Annotated in this window: 14 protein-coding genes; 6 read left to right on the forward strand and 8 right to left on the reverse strand. The window is 55.8% G+C overall.

The window, feature by feature from the left end; all coding sequences use genetic code 11:
- Positions 1-161 precede the first annotated feature (161 nt).
- The 3 genes from GJQ55_RS09055 to GJQ55_RS09065 all read left to right on the forward strand — a co-directional run bounded on the left by GJQ55_RS09055 (position 162) and on the right by GJQ55_RS09065 (position 2,799).
- Positions 162-422 (forward strand): DUF4212 domain-containing protein, encoded by a 261-nt coding sequence (locus tag GJQ55_RS09055; RefSeq protein ID WP_228344644.1) that lies wholly within the window; start codon positions 162-164, stop codon positions 420-422.
- Between the two features lie 4 nt (positions 423-426).
- Positions 427-2,193, forward strand: a complete 1,767-nt coding sequence (locus GJQ55_RS09060) for a sodium:solute symporter family protein (RefSeq protein WP_228344645.1) — start codon at positions 427-429, stop codon at positions 2,191-2,193.
- Between the two features lie 93 nt (positions 2,194-2,286).
- A complete protein-coding gene (locus tag GJQ55_RS09065; protein ID WP_228344646.1) occupies positions 2,287-2,799 on the forward strand; it encodes a hypothetical protein in 513 nt (170 codons plus the stop codon).
- Positions 2,800-2,828: 29 nt separating this feature from the next.
- Here the strand turns inward: GJQ55_RS09065 and GJQ55_RS09070 are convergent, their stop codons facing one another.
- Both GJQ55_RS09070 and GJQ55_RS09075 read right to left on the reverse strand, forming a co-directional pair.
- A complete protein-coding gene (locus tag GJQ55_RS09070) occupies positions 2,829-3,440 on the reverse strand; it encodes a 3'-5' exonuclease (protein WP_228344647.1) in 612 nt (203 codons plus the stop codon).
- A complete protein-coding gene (locus GJQ55_RS09075) occupies positions 3,437-5,245 on the reverse strand; it encodes a DUF294 nucleotidyltransferase-like domain-containing protein (RefSeq protein WP_228344648.1) in 1,809 nt (602 codons plus the stop codon). Before GJQ55_RS09075 ends, GJQ55_RS09070 begins: the two co-directional genes overlap by 4 nt.
- 326 nt (positions 5,246-5,571) lie before the next feature.
- On the opposite strand from GJQ55_RS09075, the gene GJQ55_RS09080 reads away from it, so the two are divergent.
- On the forward strand, positions 5,572-9,006 hold the full coding sequence (locus GJQ55_RS09080) for a PAS domain-containing hybrid sensor histidine kinase/response regulator (protein ID WP_228344649.1): 3,435 nt from the start codon (positions 5,572-5,574) through the stop codon (positions 9,004-9,006).
- 99 nt (positions 9,007-9,105) lie between these two features.
- Here the strand turns inward: GJQ55_RS09080 and GJQ55_RS09085 are convergent, their stop codons facing one another.
- Together GJQ55_RS09085 and acs are read right to left on the reverse strand one after the other, a co-directional pair.
- A complete protein-coding gene (locus GJQ55_RS09085; protein ID WP_228344650.1) occupies positions 9,106-9,783 on the reverse strand; it encodes a response regulator in 678 nt (225 codons plus the stop codon).
- Between the two features lie 143 nt (positions 9,784-9,926).
- A complete protein-coding gene (acs, locus tag GJQ55_RS09090) occupies positions 9,927-11,879 on the reverse strand; it encodes an acetate--CoA ligase (protein WP_228344651.1) in 1,953 nt (650 codons plus the stop codon).
- A 369-nt stretch (positions 11,880-12,248) separates the two neighbouring features.
- Between acs and GJQ55_RS09095 the strand changes: the two genes are divergently transcribed.
- Both GJQ55_RS09095 and GJQ55_RS09100 read left to right on the forward strand, forming a co-directional pair.
- Positions 12,249-13,376: a DcaP family trimeric outer membrane transporter gene (locus tag GJQ55_RS09095; protein ID WP_228344652.1), complete on the forward strand. Its 1,128-nt coding sequence runs from the start codon at positions 12,249-12,251 to the stop codon at positions 13,374-13,376.
- A 107-nt stretch (positions 13,377-13,483) separates the two neighbouring features.
- On the forward strand, positions 13,484-14,506 hold the full coding sequence (locus GJQ55_RS09100) for a DUF2804 domain-containing protein (protein ID WP_228344653.1): 1,023 nt from the start codon (positions 13,484-13,486) through the stop codon (positions 14,504-14,506).
- Between the two features lie 203 nt (positions 14,507-14,709).
- On the opposite strand, the gene ccmI is transcribed toward GJQ55_RS09100, so the two are convergent.
- The 4 genes from ccmI to GJQ55_RS09120 are packed head-to-tail and all read right to left on the reverse strand — an operon-like array spanning position 14,710 to position 18,840.
- Positions 14,710-15,927 (reverse strand): c-type cytochrome biogenesis protein CcmI, encoded by a 1,218-nt coding sequence (gene ccmI, locus GJQ55_RS09105; RefSeq protein WP_228344654.1) that lies wholly within the window; start codon positions 15,925-15,927, stop codon positions 14,710-14,712.
- Entirely contained in the window at positions 15,924-16,382 is a 459-nt protein-coding gene (locus tag GJQ55_RS09110; protein ID WP_228344655.1) for a cytochrome c-type biogenesis protein, read from the reverse strand. The genes ccmI and GJQ55_RS09110 overlap by 4 nt, the downstream gene beginning before the upstream one ends.
- The gene (locus tag GJQ55_RS09115; protein ID WP_228344656.1) at positions 16,379-16,894 is read right to left on the reverse strand and encodes a DsbE family thiol:disulfide interchange protein; all 516 of its coding nucleotides are present in this window, start codon (positions 16,892-16,894) and stop codon (positions 16,379-16,381) included. Before GJQ55_RS09115 ends, GJQ55_RS09110 begins: the two co-directional genes overlap by 4 nt.
- Positions 16,891-18,840 carry a heme lyase CcmF/NrfE family subunit gene (locus GJQ55_RS09120; protein ID WP_228346774.1) on the reverse strand — a complete coding sequence of 650 codons (1,950 nt, stop codon included), beginning with the start codon at positions 18,838-18,840 and terminating at the stop codon, positions 16,891-16,893. The genes GJQ55_RS09115 and GJQ55_RS09120 overlap by 4 nt, the downstream gene beginning before the upstream one ends.
- Between the last annotated feature and the right edge of the window lie 8 nt (positions 18,841-18,848).

Here is an 18,848-nt window from a genome sequence, read left to right on the forward strand (position 1 = left end):
CTGTTTTCAAGCATTGAAAAATTACCCAACCTATTGTTTTTAAACAAAAAAACAACCAAAAAAACCCCTTAACCCCACGGTAAGACCAATGTCTAGCTGTCGTGCCTTAACAACATACTGCTAGGTTGAAACGGCATTCAAATAATAAATCCGGAGGGGTTATGGATACTGATAAAAACAACGCAGCCGCATATTGGAAGGCCAATGTCCGTCTGATTCTTGGCAGCCTGTTTGTGTGGGCGCTGGTGTCATACGGTTTTGCCATCATTCTGCGTCCGATGTTAGCGGGCATTAATGTTGGCGGAGCAGACCTTGGGTTCTGGTTTGCTCAGCAAGGTGCAATCATCACCTTTATCGCAATCATTTTTCACTACGCGTGGCGAATGAACAAACTCGATAAAGAATTCGGCGTCGAGGAGTGAGAATATGAGTCAATTTGCGATTAACCTGCTGTTTGTTGGCGCATCCTTTGTACTGTACTTCGGTATCGCCATCTGGGCCCGCGCCGGGTCTACCAAAGAATATTATGTCGCGGGTGGTGGCGTACACCCGGTTGCCAACGGTATGGCAACTGCCGCTGACTGGATGTCAGCTGCATCGTTTATCTCCATGGCCGGTCTGCTGTCGGTAGGTTACGTTAACTCGTCCTTCCTGATGGGCTGGACCGGTGGTTACGTGCTGCTGGCCATGCTGCTGGCTCCGTACCTGCGTAAGTTCGGTAAGTTCACCGTGCCCGACTTTATCGGTGACCGTTTCTACAGCCGCGGTGCGCGCCTGGTCGCCGTAATCTGTCTGATCGTGGCGTCTGTTACCTACGTAATCGGTCAGATGACCGGTGCCGGTGTAGCCTTCTCCCGCTTCCTGGAAGTAAGCAGCACCGCCGGTATCTGGATTGCCGCCGGTGTGGTACTGGTTTACGCCGTACTGGGTGGTATGAAAGGTATTACCTACACCCAGGTGGCTCAGTACGTGGTACTGATCATTGCTTACACCATTCCTGCCGTGTTCATCTCTCTGCAGTTAACCGGTAACGCCATTCCGTCACTGGGTATGTTCGGTACTCACACCGAGTCTGGTCTGCCGCTGCTGGAAAAACTGAACCAGGTGGTTAATGACCTGGGCTTCCAGGACTACACCGCTGACGTCGACAACAAACTGAACATGCTGTTGTTCACCCTGTCGCTGATGATCGGTACCGCTGGTCTGCCGCACGTAATCATCCGTTTCTTCACCGTACCGAAAGTAGCCGACGCCCGTTGGTCTGCTGGCTGGGCACTGGTGTTCATTGCCATGCTGTACCTGACTGCTCCGGCCGTAGGTTCCATGGCTCGTCTGAACCTGATGAACACCGTGTATCCGGAAGGCACCAGTGCTCCGGCGCTGGAATACGCTGAACGTCCTGAGTGGATCAAGACCTGGGAAGAAACTGGTCTGGTGAAATTTGAAGACAAAAACAGCGATGGCCGTATCCAGGTGTACAACGACAAAAACGCTAACTTTGCCGACACCGCTGCCGAGCGTGGTTGGAACGGTAACGAGCTGACCGTTAACAACGACATCATGGTACTGGCTAACCCGGAAATTGCCGGTCTGCCGGGCTGGGTAATCGGTCTGATTGCTGCCGGTGGTATTGCGGCTGCACTGTCTACCGCTGCCGGTCTGCTGCTCGCCATTTCCTCTGCGGTATCCCACGACCTGATCAAGAATATGATCAAGCCGGATATCAGTGAGAAAGGTGAACTGATGGCTGCCCGTATCTCCATGACCGTTGCCATTCTGCTGGCCACCTGGCTGGGTCTGAACCCACCCGGTTTCGCCGCACAAACGGTAGCTCTGGCGTTCGGTATTGCCGCAGCGTCGATCTTCCCGGCACTGATGATGGGTATCTTCTCCAAGCGGGTGAACAACCGTGGCGCGGTTGCCGGTATGCTGGCAGGTCTGCTGAGCACACTGGTGTATATCTTCACCTTCCTGGGTTGGTTCTTCATTCCGGGTACCAACACCCTGGCCAACACTCCGGATAATTGGCTGCTGGGTATCTCCCCGCTGTCGTTCGGTGCGGTGGGTGCGATGATCAACTTTGCTGTGGCTTATGTGGTGTCGTTCGCCACCGAAGAACCGCCGCAGGAAATTCAGGATCTGGTAGAAAGCGTACGTACTCCAAAAGGTGCTGGCGCTGCTGTTGATCACTGATCATAATAAAAACCTGAGGCGGCACCGCCGGCCTCAGGGCTTTTTTAAACGGGCCTTTTACAGGCCCGTTTTTATTCAGGAAATATAATAATTATGTTGTGGACCATTATTGCTGTTGCAGTGTCAGGCCTGGGGGCTGCGGGTATCGCACTGCTGTTACGGAAACTCAGTGGCAACCGTTTGCCGAAATGGCTTATTCCGGTATTTGCCGGAGCCGGTATGCTGGCCTATCAGATCAGCTGGGAATACAGCTGGTTCGAGCATCAGTCAGCCCGTCAGCCGGAAGGTGCGTTGGTGGTGGCAACCGAACAGAACCCGGAAATCTGGCGTCCCTGGACATTCCATATTCCCATGACCAACGCCTACACCGTACTGGATACCAACCGTATCGATAAGCGGGTAGCCGGTAACGATACCGTCGCCAGCTTTATTCTGTACCGCTTTGAAAAACAACACGTAGACCGCGTAGTGCCGCAGGCTTATCTGCTTAATTGCACCACCGCCGAACTGGTGCCATTAAAAAGCCCCAGCGAACCGGATGCACAGAAAATCAAACGCCTGTCGCAAGACGACAAACTGTACAGCGCGGTATGTGGTAAACAATAAAACGGGGGGTTGTATTTCTGCGCTGAGCTTCAGCGCTTGAAATGCACCAGTTTGATGTACATTAATGCCGTTGAAATAACATCACCCATGGCGGTGTGACGCTCAATCACCGGCACTTTTAAGTCTTCCGCAATATCCTCAAATTTAAGCCCCACCGGCATCTGCGGATGCACCCGGCGCTTGCGCAAAGTGTACAGATCGGCCACATCAATAAAACGGTTGGGTAGCTCAAAGTTATACAGCTGGCGGATATAACGGTTAAGAATGGCGCGGTCGTAATCAATGTAATAACCGACAATGGGCCGGTTACCGACAAAATCCAACAGGTTCTCAATGGCTTCTGACACCGCCACACCTTTATGCCGGTCTTCACGGCGCAGATAATGCACCCGCACCGCATCCGGGTCGGTAATGGCGTTGGAGTTCACCACCAGATCCAGAGCCTGCGATAAGCGGATTTCCCCGCCTTTTACGCACACGGCAGCAATGCTCAGCAACTCGCCTTTCTTTTTATCAAAAATACTGGTTTCACAATCCAGCACCACCACTTCATCGCCTTTATAAGGCTCAGCCAGATGCTGCCAGCGGCCTTTCGGCAGCTGATAACCAGGAATAAGCTGGCGCAACCAGAACGGCATCATCCGAAGCTCTCCAGATGATAATGATTAATTAATAACTGCTTGAACTTCTTCACCCGGTGCAGCGCATGGCGCAACAGACTGCGGTCAACACTGCGCATGGCTGATAAGCTCAGCTGCTGACTGAGGCCCGGATTATCCACCCCGCTTTCCAGTTGCTGGCGCAGACGGATACGCAAAAAGAACAGCAACGCATCTTTTAAACCCTGCACCACTTCCGGGGCCAGTACCTGTAATTCCTGTAAGCGGTCCAGCCTTACCAGGGTGTTGGTGTCACTGACGCCAAATTCAAAGGACAGCGCCCGCACCCCATGCACCAGCGGAAAAATACCGCCTTTTTTAATATCAATATGGCCATGGTCTTCGCGGATATTACCGAGGAAATTCAGCGGCGTTTCAAACTTCAGTGCCGGGCGGGCAAACCAGGCCGACGCCACACTGGAGCGCAACTCCGGCTTCTGCCAGCTGCGTTTTACCTGCCGGAATAATTCCATATCCCCGCAAATGGCTTCGCCATCCATAAAAATAGCCATATTCATCATGGCTTCCGGGCTGGCGGAATTCAGCCAGCGGCCCACTTTGCCCTGCCAGCCGTCCACGGTATTAATCCAGCTGTCGTTAATAAACATCACCCCACCCGGGCACGGCGGATAGCCGAAATCCAGCAAGGCCTGATGAAAACTCTGCAACAACGGCAACACGGCTTCGCGGTCGTGCTCGTTTTTCAGAATAATGGCGTTGTCCTGGTCGGTTTTCAGAATCTGCTCGCCGCGCCCTTCACTGCCCAGCACCAGAATGCACACACTCTGCTGCAGACGCTTGGGGAAAATCAGCTCAAAAGCCCGCTGCATCAGACGCCGGTTAAGCGTGGTAATTAACTCCATAATGGCGACAATTTTCACACCCTGCTGATTCAGGCTGTCGATCAATACTTCCAGGCGTTTGGCGGCGATGACCAGCTCTTTCAGGGTTTTCGACTGCTCAATCCGCATGGCAATAACATGAGAGTGGGTTGAAAACACACTCAGCATATCCATTAATTCCAGCATGCCGACAATATCGCCATCGCGGGTAACCACCACCCGCTCAATATGATGCTGGGTCATTTTCAGCAACGCATTAAACAGGAAGTCGCCGTATTTCACTTCAATCAGATTAAACTGAGCAATGTCCGCCACTTTGGTTTGCTTGGTTTTATCCCCCAGCAACGTAGCCCGCAGCAGATCGGTGCCGGTAACAATGCCGATTTCTTTGGCTGTGCGCACCAGCACCGCATCGTATTTCTGCTCTTCCATAATGGCCGCCACGCGGCTGAGGCTGGTCTGGCCGGTAACGTACACCGGCGGGCGGATGCTTTCTTCATCAATGCGGGACAGAATAAATTCTGACACCCCGGCCCCGCTGTCACGCTGCTCAACCAGATTCTGCCGGGTTCCTAAATCCGTTTTAAAATAAACCGAGAAATCTTTGGATTTATCCAGCAGGTGAATGAAGTTTTTGGTTTTCAGTAAATAGCACAGCGTTTCTTCCGTGGCCGTGTACTTATGCTTGCAGCCGGATTCCAGAATGGCACGCACATCAAAAATATCTTCATTGCCGTAACGCGCATACAGCTTATTGCCGCTCTGATCCGTTTCCGAAACCACCCCTTTATACACAATAAACAAACCGGGTGAGGCATCCCCTTCGTTCAGAATAACGCTGCCGGCCGGATAAAAAACCAGATCCAGATGCCCGGTAAGCCACTGCAACTGTTCCGGCTCCAGAAAGCTGAACGGTGGCTGATTAAGATTGATCTGAATGGTCATCGAAGCATCCTGTGGCAGATTCCGTCTGCAATAAGCATAGAGGTAAAACGCAGAGATAAAAAAGGCACCGTCAAACGACGGTGCCAAGGGGAGCCCCAGCTCAGAGGCAAGGATCGCACTGCCGCCAGACAGCCACAGTGCAGATTCAGAAAACGATAACTCTCCGACATAGACAGCCATGCACTACAGAGTAATGGCGCTATTCTAATGGCGGAAGCGCGCCGGCTCAGCCCGACCATAGTAGCAGGCTGAACAGGACGGCCTGTGCCGGCCGCACGGGCGTGATAAACTGCCCCGCAAACGATAAAAAGACTTCAAGGACTCCTATGATCCCGGTATGGCAGCTGGTTTCGATTTCCGTTCTGTACATTGCAACCCTGTTCTGGATTGCCTGGTACGGCGACCGCCGCGCCCAGCAAGGCAAACCCATTCATAACAGCGGCACCGTCTACAGCCTGTCGCTGGCGGTGTACTGCACCTCCTGGACCTTCTATGGCGCCGTTGGTCAGGCCGCGACCAGTGGCTGGATGTTCCTGAGTATTTATGTCGGCCCGATTCTGTTTCTGCTGCTGTTCTGGCGCATGCTCAGCAAAATTATCCGCATCGCCAAAGAAAAACGTCTGACCTCCATCGCCGACTTTATCGGCACCCGTTATGGCCGCGACCACACATTGGCCATTCTTATTACCATTGTGGCGCTGCTGGGGGTTATTCCCTATGTGGCGCTGCAGTTAAAAGCCATTGCCACCACCTTTGAGCTGGCGACCCAGCCGCTGGGCGTCAGCGTGGCCGGCAGCCTGCCCTTCTGGGAAGACACGGCCTTTCATATCAGCTGGGCCATGGCCCTGTTTGTGATTATTTTCGGTACCCGCGATATCGACGCCAGCGAGCAGCACCCGGGGATGATTCTGGCGGTGGCCTTTGAATCCATCGTAAAGCTGGCCGCCATTCTGATTGTCGGCTTCTGGGTGGTAACCACCCTGTACGACACCCCGCTGGGATTTCTGACCTTATCGGCCAGCGTTATTCCCGACCACCCGATCTTTAACAGCAATATTATTTCGGTAGCCTTTTTGCTGCAGAGCCTGCTGGCCGGCTTCGCCATTCTGTGTCTGCCACGCCAGTTTCAGGTCGCGGTTATTGAAAACGAATCGCCCCGCCATGTGCACACCGCGCGCTGGTTATTCCCGCTCTATTTGTTGCTGATGGTCGCCTTTGTGGTGCCCATCGCCCTGACCGGCCAGATGTTTATGCACGACCTGGGCTTTACCCCGGATACCTACGTTATCAGCCTGCCGGTCGCGCTGGGCCAGAAATTAATGGCCATTATCGGTTTTATCGGCGGTGGCAGCGCCGCCACCGGCATGATTATTGTGGCCACCATTGCCATCAGCACCATGGTGTCGAACGAGCTGGTGCTGCCGGTATTTTTCCGCAACTCCAGCCACAATGGTGAGCCGCAGCAATCGTCCAACATCCGCACGCTGGTGCTGACGGTACGCCGGCTGGTCATCGTTATGGTCATGCTGTTGTCGTACGGCTTTTACCGCTGGGTCGGCGAGTTTGAATCCCTGGCCGCCATCGGCCTGTTGTCCTTTGCGGCCGTGGCGCAGTTTGCCCCGGCCTTAATCGGTGGCCTGCTGTGGCAGGGAGCCAACCGTCAGGGCGCCATTGCCGGCGTGCTGGGCGGCACCTTTGTGTGGTTCTTTACCCTGTTGTGGCCGGTGATCATGCAGGAACTGACCGCCACCGGCATTACCCCCGACAAATTCTTCGGCATGGAGCTGGACCGCTTCAGCTTCGGCGTGATCCTCAGCCTGTGGGTGAATATTTCGCTGTTTGTATTCTTCTCGGTGGTCACCAACGCCTCGGTGCGGGAACGCATGCTGGCCAGCGATTTCACCAGCACCAAAGCCCTGCAACCGGCCAATAAACTGTCGCCCGGTTTAAGCTGCAAAGTCGACGACGTGCGCGTGGTACTGGAACGTATTCTGGGCTACAAAAAAACCGAAGCATTTTTTGCTGAATACCAGTCCCACCACGGCATCCAGTACGACCATGCGCCGGCCTCGGCCGAATTACTGCGCGATACCGAAAAACTGCTGGCCTCGGTGGTGGGTTCGTCGTCGGCACGGGTCATTTTTTCCACCCTGCTCGGTGGTGAACAGATTCAGATCCGCGACCTCGCCTTCCTCGCCAGTGAAGCCAGCCAGGCCTTTGCCATGAGCCGCGAACAACTGCAGGCAGCGCTGGAAAACCTGCAGCAGGGTGTGAGCGTGGTTGACCGCAATCTCAACCTGGTGGCCTGGAACAGCCGTTATCTGGAAATATTCAATTATCCGCCGGGGCTGATTCAGGTGGGCAAACCCATTGCCGAAATCATTGCCTTTAACGCTGGCCGTGGCTTCTGCGGCAGCGGCACCATCGAACAACAGGTAGCGCGGCGGATGAATTTTCTGCGCGCCGGCTCGTCGCATAACTTTGAACGCCAGTTGCCCAATGGCGTGGTCATTCTGATGCAAGGTCACCCGATGCCGGATGGTGGTTTCGTAACCAGTTTTACCGACATCACCATTCACCGCAAAGCCGAACAGGCGCTGAAAGAAGCCAATATCAGCCTGGAACAACGGGTGGAAGAAAGCAGCGAAGAACTGGCCGACCTGACCGCCCAGCTGATTGAAGCCAACACCAGCAAAACCCGCTTCCTGGCCGCCGCCGGCCACGACCTGATGCAACCACTGAACGCCGCCAAGCTGTTTGCCTCAACCCTGGCCCAGCACAACCTCAGCGACGATCAGCGGCATTTATTAAACCACCTGGAAGGCTCGCTGCAGTCGGCCGAAGACGTGCTGTCGGTACTGGTGGAAATATCCAAACTGGATGCCGGTGCCATTGAGCCGGTGGTACGACCGGTACAGCTGAATACCGTGCTGAAACCACTGCGTGATGAATTTACCGCGCTGGCGGCCGAAAAAGGCCTGCGCCTGCGTTTCCACAGCGGCGACCACTGGGTACTCAGCGACCCGCACTGGCTGCGGCGCATTATTCAGAACCTGGTTTCCAACGCCGTGCGCTACACCAACAAAGGCGGCGTATTACTGGGTTGCCGCAAACGCGGCCAGGAACTGGTGATTGAAGTGTGGGACAGCGGCCCCGGCATTCCGAAATCCAAACTGGGAGAAATTTTCCGCGAATTCAAACGCCTGCACACCAGCAAAGACAGCAAAGGGCTGGGGCTGGGGCTGGCCATTGTCGACCGCATGGCCAAACGCATGGGCCACCGCATTGAAGTGGATTCCTGGGTGGATTACGGCAGCCGCTTCCGCCTGATAGTGCCCATTACCGAAGCGGCACTGGTAAAACAGGACAACCGCGACCAGCAGGCACGGGTATCCGGCAGCTTTGAAGGCATGAAAACCTTTGTTATCGACAATGACCCGGAAGTGCTGGCCGGCATGAACGCCCTACTGAACAGCTGGCAATGCGAGGTATACAGCTGCAGCGATATGGAAGACGCCTTAAAAGTACCCTTTACGCCACAGATTATGCTGTCGGACTACCAGCTGGATAACGACGAAACCGGTCTGGAAGTAATGAAAGCCCTGCGGCAGAAATTCGGTGACGAACTTCCCGGGGTACTGATCACCGCCGACCCACGCCCGGCGGTAGAAGAAGAAGCCCGCGAACTGGGCTTCTATTTCCTGCGCAAACCCCTGCGGCCAGCGGCGTTACGGGCGTTACTGCGGAGGATGATTCGGTAGAAGCTGTGGGGTTGAGGGTTAATCGTTCAGGGTTCTGCGTGCCCGGTAGTTAAGCCAGCGCACGCCCAACGCTTAACGCCGAACGCCGAACGCCCAACATCACTCCATCTGCCCCGCCATAGTGGTATCCGGCTTTTCAAAATCCAGACTTTGCACAGCAATAACCGCCTGGGTGCGGGTACGCACGCCCAGCTTGCGGAAAATCGCGGTAACGTGGGCTTTAATGGTGGCTTCGCTGACGTCCAGATCGTAGGCGATCTGTTTGTTCAGCATACCTTCCGACATCATGCTTAATACACGGAACTGCTGCGGCGTAAGGCTGGCCAGACGGTTGGCCAGATCCAGCGCATTCTGGTCTGGGTGATGCTGATGGCGGCGCGCCGCTTCCGGCAGATAAATATCACCTTCCAGCACCCGGCCAATGGCGCTGGCAATATCATCCAGCGAGGCCGACTTGGGAATATAACCCGAAGCTTCATGGTCAATGGCCTGACACATAATGGCCGGGTCTTCACAGGCCGACACCACCATCACCGGAATTTCCGGGTAGTGCGAACGCAAAAACACCAGCCCGGAATAGCCATGCGCACCCGGCATCTGTAAATCCAGCAGAATAAGGTCGGCATCTTTGTGCTGTTCCACCACCTGCTGCAGTTCCGGCAAAGACTCTGCCTGGGCAATGGTCACATCCGGCACCAGCTGCTTTACCGCCTGCTGCATGGCTGTGCGGAACAGCGGATGGTCATCAGCGATAATAATTTTCTGTGCGAGCTGCATAGATTCCCTCATATCTGAGCCGGTCATATTCAGCCGGCAGCGGTTATTTTTTTATTGTGCACCCATGATGCTAGCAGGGGTTCAGAAAAGCAAAAAACTGCCCAGGGAGATTATCCCGGGGCAGTTTCCTTACACGCCGACCCTCACTTACGGTTCAGACGCTGATCCACCAGGGTTTCCACCACCGACGGATCGGCCAGAGTAGAAATATCACCCAGAGCATCGTGCTCGTTGGCGGCAATTTTACGCAGAATACGGCGCATAATCTTACCCGAGCGGGTTTTTGGCAGCCCGGAAGTGATCTGAATCAAATCCGGTGTCGCAATCGGGCCAATCTCAGCACGTACCCAGTTACGCAGCTCTTTCACCAGTTCTTCACTGGCCTGTTCGCCGCTGTTCAGAGTGACGTATACATAGATACCCTGACCTTTAATATCGTGCGGATAACCCACCACCGCAGCCTCGGCCACTTTCGGGTGCGATACCAGCGCGCTTTCTACTTCAGCGGTACCCATACGGTGGCCGGATACGTTAATAACGTCGTCCACACGGCCGGTAATCCAGTAGTAACCGTCTTCATCACGACGGGCACCATCACCGGTGAAATACATACCGCGGAAGGTGGAGAAATAAGTCTGCACATACCGCTCATGGTCACCGTACACGGTACGGGCCTGGCCCGGCCAGCTGTCGACAATCACCAGGTTACCTTCGGTTGCACCTTCCAGGATCATGCCAGTGTTGTCCACCAGCGCCGGCTGCACACCAAAGAACGGACGGGTAGCCGAACCGGGTTTGGTATCGGTTGCACCCGGCAGCGGGGTAATCATGATGCCGCCGGTTTCAGTCTGCCACCAGGTATCCACAATCGGGCAGCGCTCTTCACCGATAACACGGTAATACCATTCCCAGGCTTCCGGGTTAATCGGCTCGCCCACAGAACCCAGCAGACGCAGGGATTCACGATGGGTATTTTCCACCGCCCGTGAACCTTCAGCCATCAGCGAGCGGATAGCGGTCGGCGCGGTGTACAGAATGTTCACCTGGTGCTTATCCACGATTTGCGAGAAACGGTTGATATCCGGATAGTTCGGTACGCCTTCGCACATCAGGGTAATGGCACCGTTCAGCAGCGGTCCGTACAGAATATAGGTGTGGCCGGTAATCCAGCCCACGTCGGCGGTACACCAGTACACATCGCCTTCGTGGTAATCAAAAATGTACTGATGGGTAATAGAGGCATACACCAGATAACCACCAGTGGTATGCACCACGCCTTTCGGCTTACCAGTTGAACCGGAGGTGTACAGGATAAACAGCGGGTCTTCGGCGTTCATTTCTTCCGCCGGGCAATGCGGAGAAGCCACTTTAACCAGGTCGTGGTACCACACATCACGGGCCGCGTGCCAGGCCACGTTACCGCCGGTACGCTTCACCACAATCACTTTTTCCAGTGAACGGATGGCCGGGTTGGTTAACGCTTCATCGACGTTGGCTTTCAGCGCCACGTTCTTACCACCGCGCACACCTTCGTCGGCGGTGATTACAATTTTGGCATTACTGTCTTCAATACGGCCGGCCAGTGCATCCGGCGAGAAACCACCAAACACCACGGAATGCACTGCACCAATACGGGTACAGGCCAGCATCGCCACGGCGGCTTCCGGGATCATCGGCATGTAAATACACACCACATCACCCTTGCGCACGCCCTGGCCACGCAGCGCGTTGGCAAAACGGGATACTTCTTCGTGCAGCTCGCGGTAGGTAATATGACGGTCTTCAGACGGGTCATCGCCTTCCCAGATAATAGCCGTCTGGTCACCGCGGGTTTCCAGGTGACGATCCAGACAGTTCACAGAAGTATTCAGCGTGCCGTCTTCAAACCACTTGATATCCACATTGTGGTCATCGAATGAAACGTTGCGCACACGGGTAAAAGGCTTCATCCAGTCGATACGCTGCATGGCCTGCTCGCGCCAGAACCCTTCCGGGTTAATGATGGACTGCTGATACATCTGCAGATACTTTTCGTTATTGATCCAGGCGGAATCCGAAAATTCCTGCTTTACCGGATACAATTTCTGGTCGCTCATAGCGTTCTCCTGCGAGTTATTATCATTGTTGGCTCGGCGCGGTGTCCGCACAGTAACTGACGTAACCAATGCGCTTAATGCCTTTGCATTCATAGTGGTCATTGGCTGCCAAATGCTGAATTAGACAATGGTCTATCCACAATCCGGGCTGATTATGTCTTTTTTTTCAGCAGTGAGACGCCCAAACCCCATTCTGCCAAGCCGTGCGCCGGTTTCGTCCTTTATTACCGCATCCATGCCGGCCAATGCCCCCGACCAAAGCCGTACAAACACCGTACCGCGGTGGCACCTGCTACTTATGGCTAATTTCTCACCAATTCAGAACTGCACCATAGTGGTTCGGCACAACGACAATAACAGGAGAGTAACATGCGCAAGACTTCCGCGATTCTGCTGGCCGCTGCCCTGCCAATGGCTGTGCAGGCTGCTAATACCGAATTCACCTATGGTGGTTTTATTAAGTTCGACGCTATGTACAGCCAGTATTCAGATGGTGCTGCTACCAATGCCGGCGCACTTGAAGTTGGACGTGATTTTTATGTCCCGGCTGCTATCCCCACTGCTGGCGATAGTACAAGCAGTACTGATTTCACTGCCCGTTCTTCCCGTTTTAACTTTAAAACCGTAACCACGCTGGATAACGGTGAAAAGGTTACCGGCTTTGTTGAGCTGGATTTCCTGACCACCACTGAAGGGGATGAACGAGCCTCTAACTCATTTGCACCGCGTCTGCGTCATGCTTACTTCAGCTACAACAATGTACTGGTAGGTCAGACCTGGACTACCTTTATGAACGTTGGCGCCCTGCCGGAAATGGTCGACTTCTTCGGTGTTTCTGAAGGTACCGTATTTGGTCGTCAGTCCCAGATTCGCTACACCATGGGTAATCTGCAATTAGCCTTGGAAAACCCGGAAAGCACTATTGGTGGTGCTCGTGGTGGTGATGAAGTCGATCAATCCAAAATGCCCGACCTGATTGCCCGCTACAACATTGCAGCCGGAGACCACTCTTTCAGTGTTGCCGGTATTGTTCGCCAGCTTTCAGATGACGATGGTGCTGGTAACGATGACAGCGCAATGGGATACGGCGTAAACGTTGCAGGCGTTGTAAAACTGGGTGCTGATGACCTGAAATTCAGCGTTACTCACGGCCAGGTAGCCCGCTATGTAGGCTTGGGCGCAACAGCCGCCGACGCTGTGATAGTTGGAGCTGATATTGAGCCAACTGACGTAACAGCGGCATTTGTTGCCTACCGTCATTTCTGGAACCCGAAACTGCGCAGCACCGTTGCTTACTCAATGCTGGATGCTGATTATGAAGGAGCAGGTGCAGCGGCTTTGATTGAAAAATCCCAGAGCGCTCGTATTAACCTGATGTACTCACCGGTTAAAGAAGTGACTTACGGTGTGGAATACAGTAATTCTAAGATTGAGAAAGATGACAACACTGACGGCACCATGGACCGTCTGCAGTTCACTGCCAAATACAGCTTCTGATCTTAAGTTGCTGTAACCAAACCCGGCTTCGGCCGGGTTTTTTATTGCCTGTTATTCCCTCGCCCCGCACAATACCGACTGTCGAAAAACAACAATAAGGAACCTGCATGGCCCGCCGCGATAAGCTGATTCAACCCAATGGACAACCCGCCTTCGGGCTGTTCAGCGACGGTGTCGAACAGATTAATTACCTTGATTATGACCTGCGCACCGCCATGGACCGTAAGCGCAGCGGGCTGGCCAAACGCTTCGGCTTTAATCAGTTTCAGTTTGTCAGCCTGCTCAGTGACGAGCTGATTATCGGTATCGCCATTGTCGACCTGAAACTGGTCAGCAACGCCTTTGTGTACCTGTACCAACCCGCCACAAAACGCTTTGAAGAATTCAGTTTTTTACAGCCGCTGGCGCGCCACACCCACATTGACCCGCGCCCCAACAGCGGTGTGGCGGAATTCCGCCAGGGCAATAACCTGTTGCGCATTCAGGCCAGCCATACGCCCGGTGTACGCAAACTGGAAGTAAACCTGCCCGGCAAACTGAGCATTGACGCCACCATCGACGAAAGCACCTCCTACAACCCGCTGGCCATCTGCACCCGCGCCGGCTACACCGGCTGGGTGTTTACCCAGAAAAGCGCCGCTCAGGTGTGCCATGGCCGTGTGCAATGGCACGATCAGGCATTCGATTTACAACAACTGCGGGCACTGGCCGCCGTAGACTGGACCGGCGGCTACATGCGCCGCGAAACCTTCTGGAACTGGGGCAGCCTGTCGTGCCACCTGCGCGACGGCCGCCGGCTGGGCTTTAACCTGGCCGCCGGCGTTAACGAAACCGGCTTCACCGAAAACGCCCTGTGGCTGGACGGCCGCTTAATAAAAGTGGATATGGTGGATTTCCGTTTCGACCGCTACCAACCCAACCACAGCTGGGCCATGCGTTCCGCCGACGGCATTATTGACCTGCACTTTACCCCGCACGGACGCCGGCAGGATAAAACCAATGCGCTGGTTATTGCCTCAAATTTCAGCCAGTACTTCGGCCAGTACCACGGCGAAATACGCCTGCCGGGGGAAGTGATTCATCTGGAAGGGGAATGGGGATTGGCGGAGGATCACTTCGCTAAGTGGTAGGTTGACTTCCGCTGCGCGGCAGCTGATGCGGCCTTGGCCGTCACTGCGTGCCGGCTTTTTGCGGGCTGCGCCCGCAATAGGCCAGCCGGCAAGGCTGGCATAAAAAAGCCGTCACGCAGTGACGGCTAAACCAGCGGCTGTAAGCCGCACCAGCCCAACGGGCTGGCATACGCAGCACCAGCCTGCAAGGCTGGCCCAGAGCCTCAGGGCAGCTGCTCGCTGATGCGCAGCGTCAGCACACCTTCATGCTTGTTGCTGACGCCAGTCAGCTCCGCCTGCCAGTCGCCACTCTGGGCGATGGGCTCTCCCGATAAAGAAATCCGTGCAGTAACGGTTACTTTGGCCGCACTGCTCAGGTTCATATCCGCCACCATGGCCTGGCTGTCATTCAGGGTCACCAGCTGCGGTAAATCGGCCAGCGTCAGACGCTGCGCCGCCAGTGGCATGGGCGGGCCTTCCGGGTCGCGGGCCAGTACAAACACGGTAGTTTGTGGGTCCAGCTGCGCACGCACGGCATCCGACACTTCCACTAATATTTTCAGCTCGGCCCGTTGCAGGAAGCTTAAATCCACTGTTTCGCCCTGCTCACGCAGGCGTTCGGCGGCGCGTTCAATGCCCTGCACCAGCACCCGGGTTTCCGGAGTATCGGGCAGGCTTTGCCACAGCCGTTGCCAGTGCTGAATGGCATCGCGGTATTGCCCCAGTTCAAAGGCCATCATGCCGGCCAAGCCACGGGTTTGCGGCTGGTTAGGCTGCAGGGCCAGGGAGTCCTGCATTAATTTATAAATACCGGCATCAACTTGCTGGCCGCCGCCAAAGAACCGGGCCTGCGCCAGCAAGCTGAGCAAACTGGCGCGGTCAGCGACCGCTTCTTCGGGCAAGGTCAGCAGCAAGGCGCTGAAGACTTCATCAGCGCGCTCGTAATCACCATTATTCAGGCTCATACGGCCGAGCAGATACGACCATTCGGCGTTATCCGGGTAGCGTTGCGCGGAAACCTCTAATAAAGCCAGCAATTCCGTTTGTTCATTCTTGCTCAGTTCCGCTTCGGCGGCTTTCTGCAGCAGTTCGGTAGCACGCAGCTGGTCGCCCGCGCCCCATTGCTGATACAGCGCCAGGGTGGCCAGCAAACTGACCACCAGCAACGCCAGCGCCAGTGGCCAGCGTTTGCGCACATCCACACTGCTCAGCCCCTGTTCGGCGGTGGCCGCCGCAGCCAGAAATTCACGGTCCAGTTCCAGCTGTAAGGCCTGCTTGCGGGCGTCATCCAGATCACTGGCGGCCACTTCACGGCTGCGTTCTTCGTACAGGCGCAGGTTTTCTTCGCTCTGGTCATTCACGTCCTGCGGGCGGCGGTACCACACCGGCACCAGCAGAAACATCAGCAGCACAATGGCCAGTAACAACGATGCCCAGATCATGAGGATTTCGCCTTATTTTTCAGTGCCTGCAGACGCGCCTGCTCTGCTTCAGTTAACGGGGCCGGGGCGCGGCTCTGGTTGCGGCGCATACCAATCAGCAGCAGTACCCCCAGCAACAGCAGCAGCAGCGGGCCGAACCACAGAATGATGGTTTCGGCTTTAAACGGCGGGTTGTAACGGACGAAATCGCCGTAACGGTCGACCATGTAGGCGACAATTTCGGTATCGCTGGCACCGCCCTGCATCATTTCATAAATTTTGTCGCGCATATCCGCCGCCACCGGGGCATCGGAATCGGCCAGATTCTGGTTCTGGCACTTGGGGCAGCGCAGGTCTTCCGCCAGCGAGGCAAAGCGCTTGTTGCGCAGTTCATCGTCAAACTGGTATTTGTGGCCATCCACCACTGCCAGCGCTGGCAGGCTGAACAGGCCGATTAACAACAGAATCAGTTTCATTGCATGGCCTCAAACTGTGGTGCCAGTTTTTCCCAGACGCGGGTGTTCAGGTCGCCCACGTGCTTGGCGCGGATAATACCTTTGCTGTCGACCAGGAAGGTTTCCGGCGCGCCGTAAACCCCCAGCTCCAGCCCCAGCATGCCGTCCGGGTCGCTGATATTGAACAGGTAAGGGTTGCCGTACAGCTGTAACCACTGCCGGGCTTTGAAGTCATCGTCTTTGTAGTTGATGCCAACAATATGGATGCCCTGCGCGGCCAACGTATTCAGAAATTCATGCTCGGCCTTGCAGGTCGGGCACCAGGTGGCCCACACATTCACCAGCACCGGCTCGGCCGGCAAGGTGCGGGTTTCTTCACCCGATTCCACGGTGTTCAGAATAAACTGCGGGAACGGCTTGCCGACCAAGGGCGATGGCAGCGAGGTTTTATCCTCCACGCCCAGACCAATCCAGAACAGTACGCCCAGCGCGACAAAAATACCCAGCGGTACAAATAATAAGGTACGGTTCATGCGGCAGCCTCCGCCAGCCGGCGACGGGCCGGCCGGTAGCGTTTATCCAGAATCGCCAGCAGGCCACCCACCGACATAAAGATGGCGCCCAGCCATACCCAGCGCATAAAGGCTTTTACCTGCAGGCGCATACCCCAGGCACCATCGGCCAGCGGTTCGCCCATAGAGACATAGACATCGCGCCACAGGGTTACGTCCAGCGCGGCCTCGGTCATGATTGAGCCACTGGCGTTGTAGCGGCGTTTTTCCGGGGTCATCACCGTAATCAGTTTATCGTCACGGTACACTTCAATACGGGCAGCATCCGACACGTAGTTCGGCCCTTCAATATGGCCGGTTTCGGTCATCTCAAAGCGGTAATTGCCCAGTTCCGCGCTGTCGCCCGGCGCCATGCGCACGGCTTTTTCGATGCTGTAATTGGATACCATGGTGACGCCAATAATGCTGATGGCCACGCCCAGGTGTGCCAGCACCATGCCCTGATAACTGAGGCCCAGTTTCGGCACCCGGCGCAGCTGACCACGGGCTTTCTGCCACACATCCAGCAAAGTAGCACCGATCAGCCAGAAGCTGACACCCATACCCAGCATTACCTGCCCGTTCAGTTCACCGTTGACGATGAACGGCGTGGCAATGCCCAGCAGCACTGCGGCCACCATGGCACCCAGCGTGGCGCGGCCGAGGCGTTTCAGTTCATCGGCTTTCCAGCGCGACATGGCGCCGTAGGCAATCACCAGCGCCAGCACCAGCGCCAGTGGCACAAACATGGTGTTGAACCAGGCCGCGCCAACGGAAATTTTGCCCAGCCCGGCAAAGTCGATCACCAGCGGGTACAGCGTGCCCAGCATTACCGCCAGCGCCGCCACCACCAGCAACAGGTTATTCACCAGCAGGAAGCTCTCGCGCGATACCCACTCGTAACGGCCCACTGAAGCAACGGTCGGCGCTTTCAGGGCGTACAGCAGTAAGGAACCGCCCACACACAAGCCCAACAGCGCCAGAATAAAGACGCCGCGCTCGGGGTCGGAGGCAAAGGCATGCACCGAGGTGAGTACACCGGAACGCACCAGGAAGGTACCGAGCAAACTCAGCGAGAAGGCAAAAATGGCCAGCAGCACGGTCCAGCTTTTGAACAGGCCACGTTTTTCAGTCACGGCCAGAGAGTGCATTAAGGCAGTCGCCACCAGCCAGGGCATTAAGGAAGCGTTTTCCACCGGGTCCCAGAACCACCAGCCACCCCAACCCAGTTCGTAATAGGCCCACCAGCTGCCCAGGGCGATACCAATGGTCAGAAACACCCAGGCGGTGGTGGTCCAGGGCCGCGACCAGCGTGCCCAGGCGGCATCCAGCCGGCCGCCCAGCAAGGCGGCCAGGGCAAAGGCAAACACCACCGATAAGCCCACATAACCCATATAGAGCGTCGGCGGGTGCACGATTAAGCCGAAATCCTGCAGCAGCGGGTTCAGGTCAGCGCCTTCCACCGGTGCGGAGGGCAGATGCCGTTCAAAGGGGTTGGAAGTTTCCAGGGTAAACAGGATAAAACCGATCGACACCAGCGCCATAACGGCCAGTACCCGGGCCACCATATCCAGCGGCAGGCTGCGGCTGAACAGCGCCACGGCAGCACTCCAGCCGCCCAGCATGGTTACCCATAACAAGAGCGAGCCTTCGTGCGCGCCCCACACGGCGCTGATTTTATAGGGCGTGGGCAGCGCGGTATTGCTGTTGCTGGCCACATAGGCCACGGAAAAATCATCCACCACAAAGGCGTAGGTCAGCGCCAGCAGGCTGAGCAGTAAAAATACCGCCTGCGCGTTGGCCAGCGGCCGGGCATACGCCATCAGCCAATCCTGGCGCAGGCGCAAACCGGTAACCGGCACCAGAAACTGCAGCACCGCTGCCACCAGCGCCAGAATCAGCGCCAGCTGGCCAAATTCAGGAATCAGCGGTTGCA

The sequence above is a fragment of the Venatoribacter cucullus genome, from assembly GCF_016132445.1.
Lineage (GTDB): Bacteria > Pseudomonadota > Gammaproteobacteria > Pseudomonadales > Oceanobacteraceae > Venatoribacter > Venatoribacter cucullus.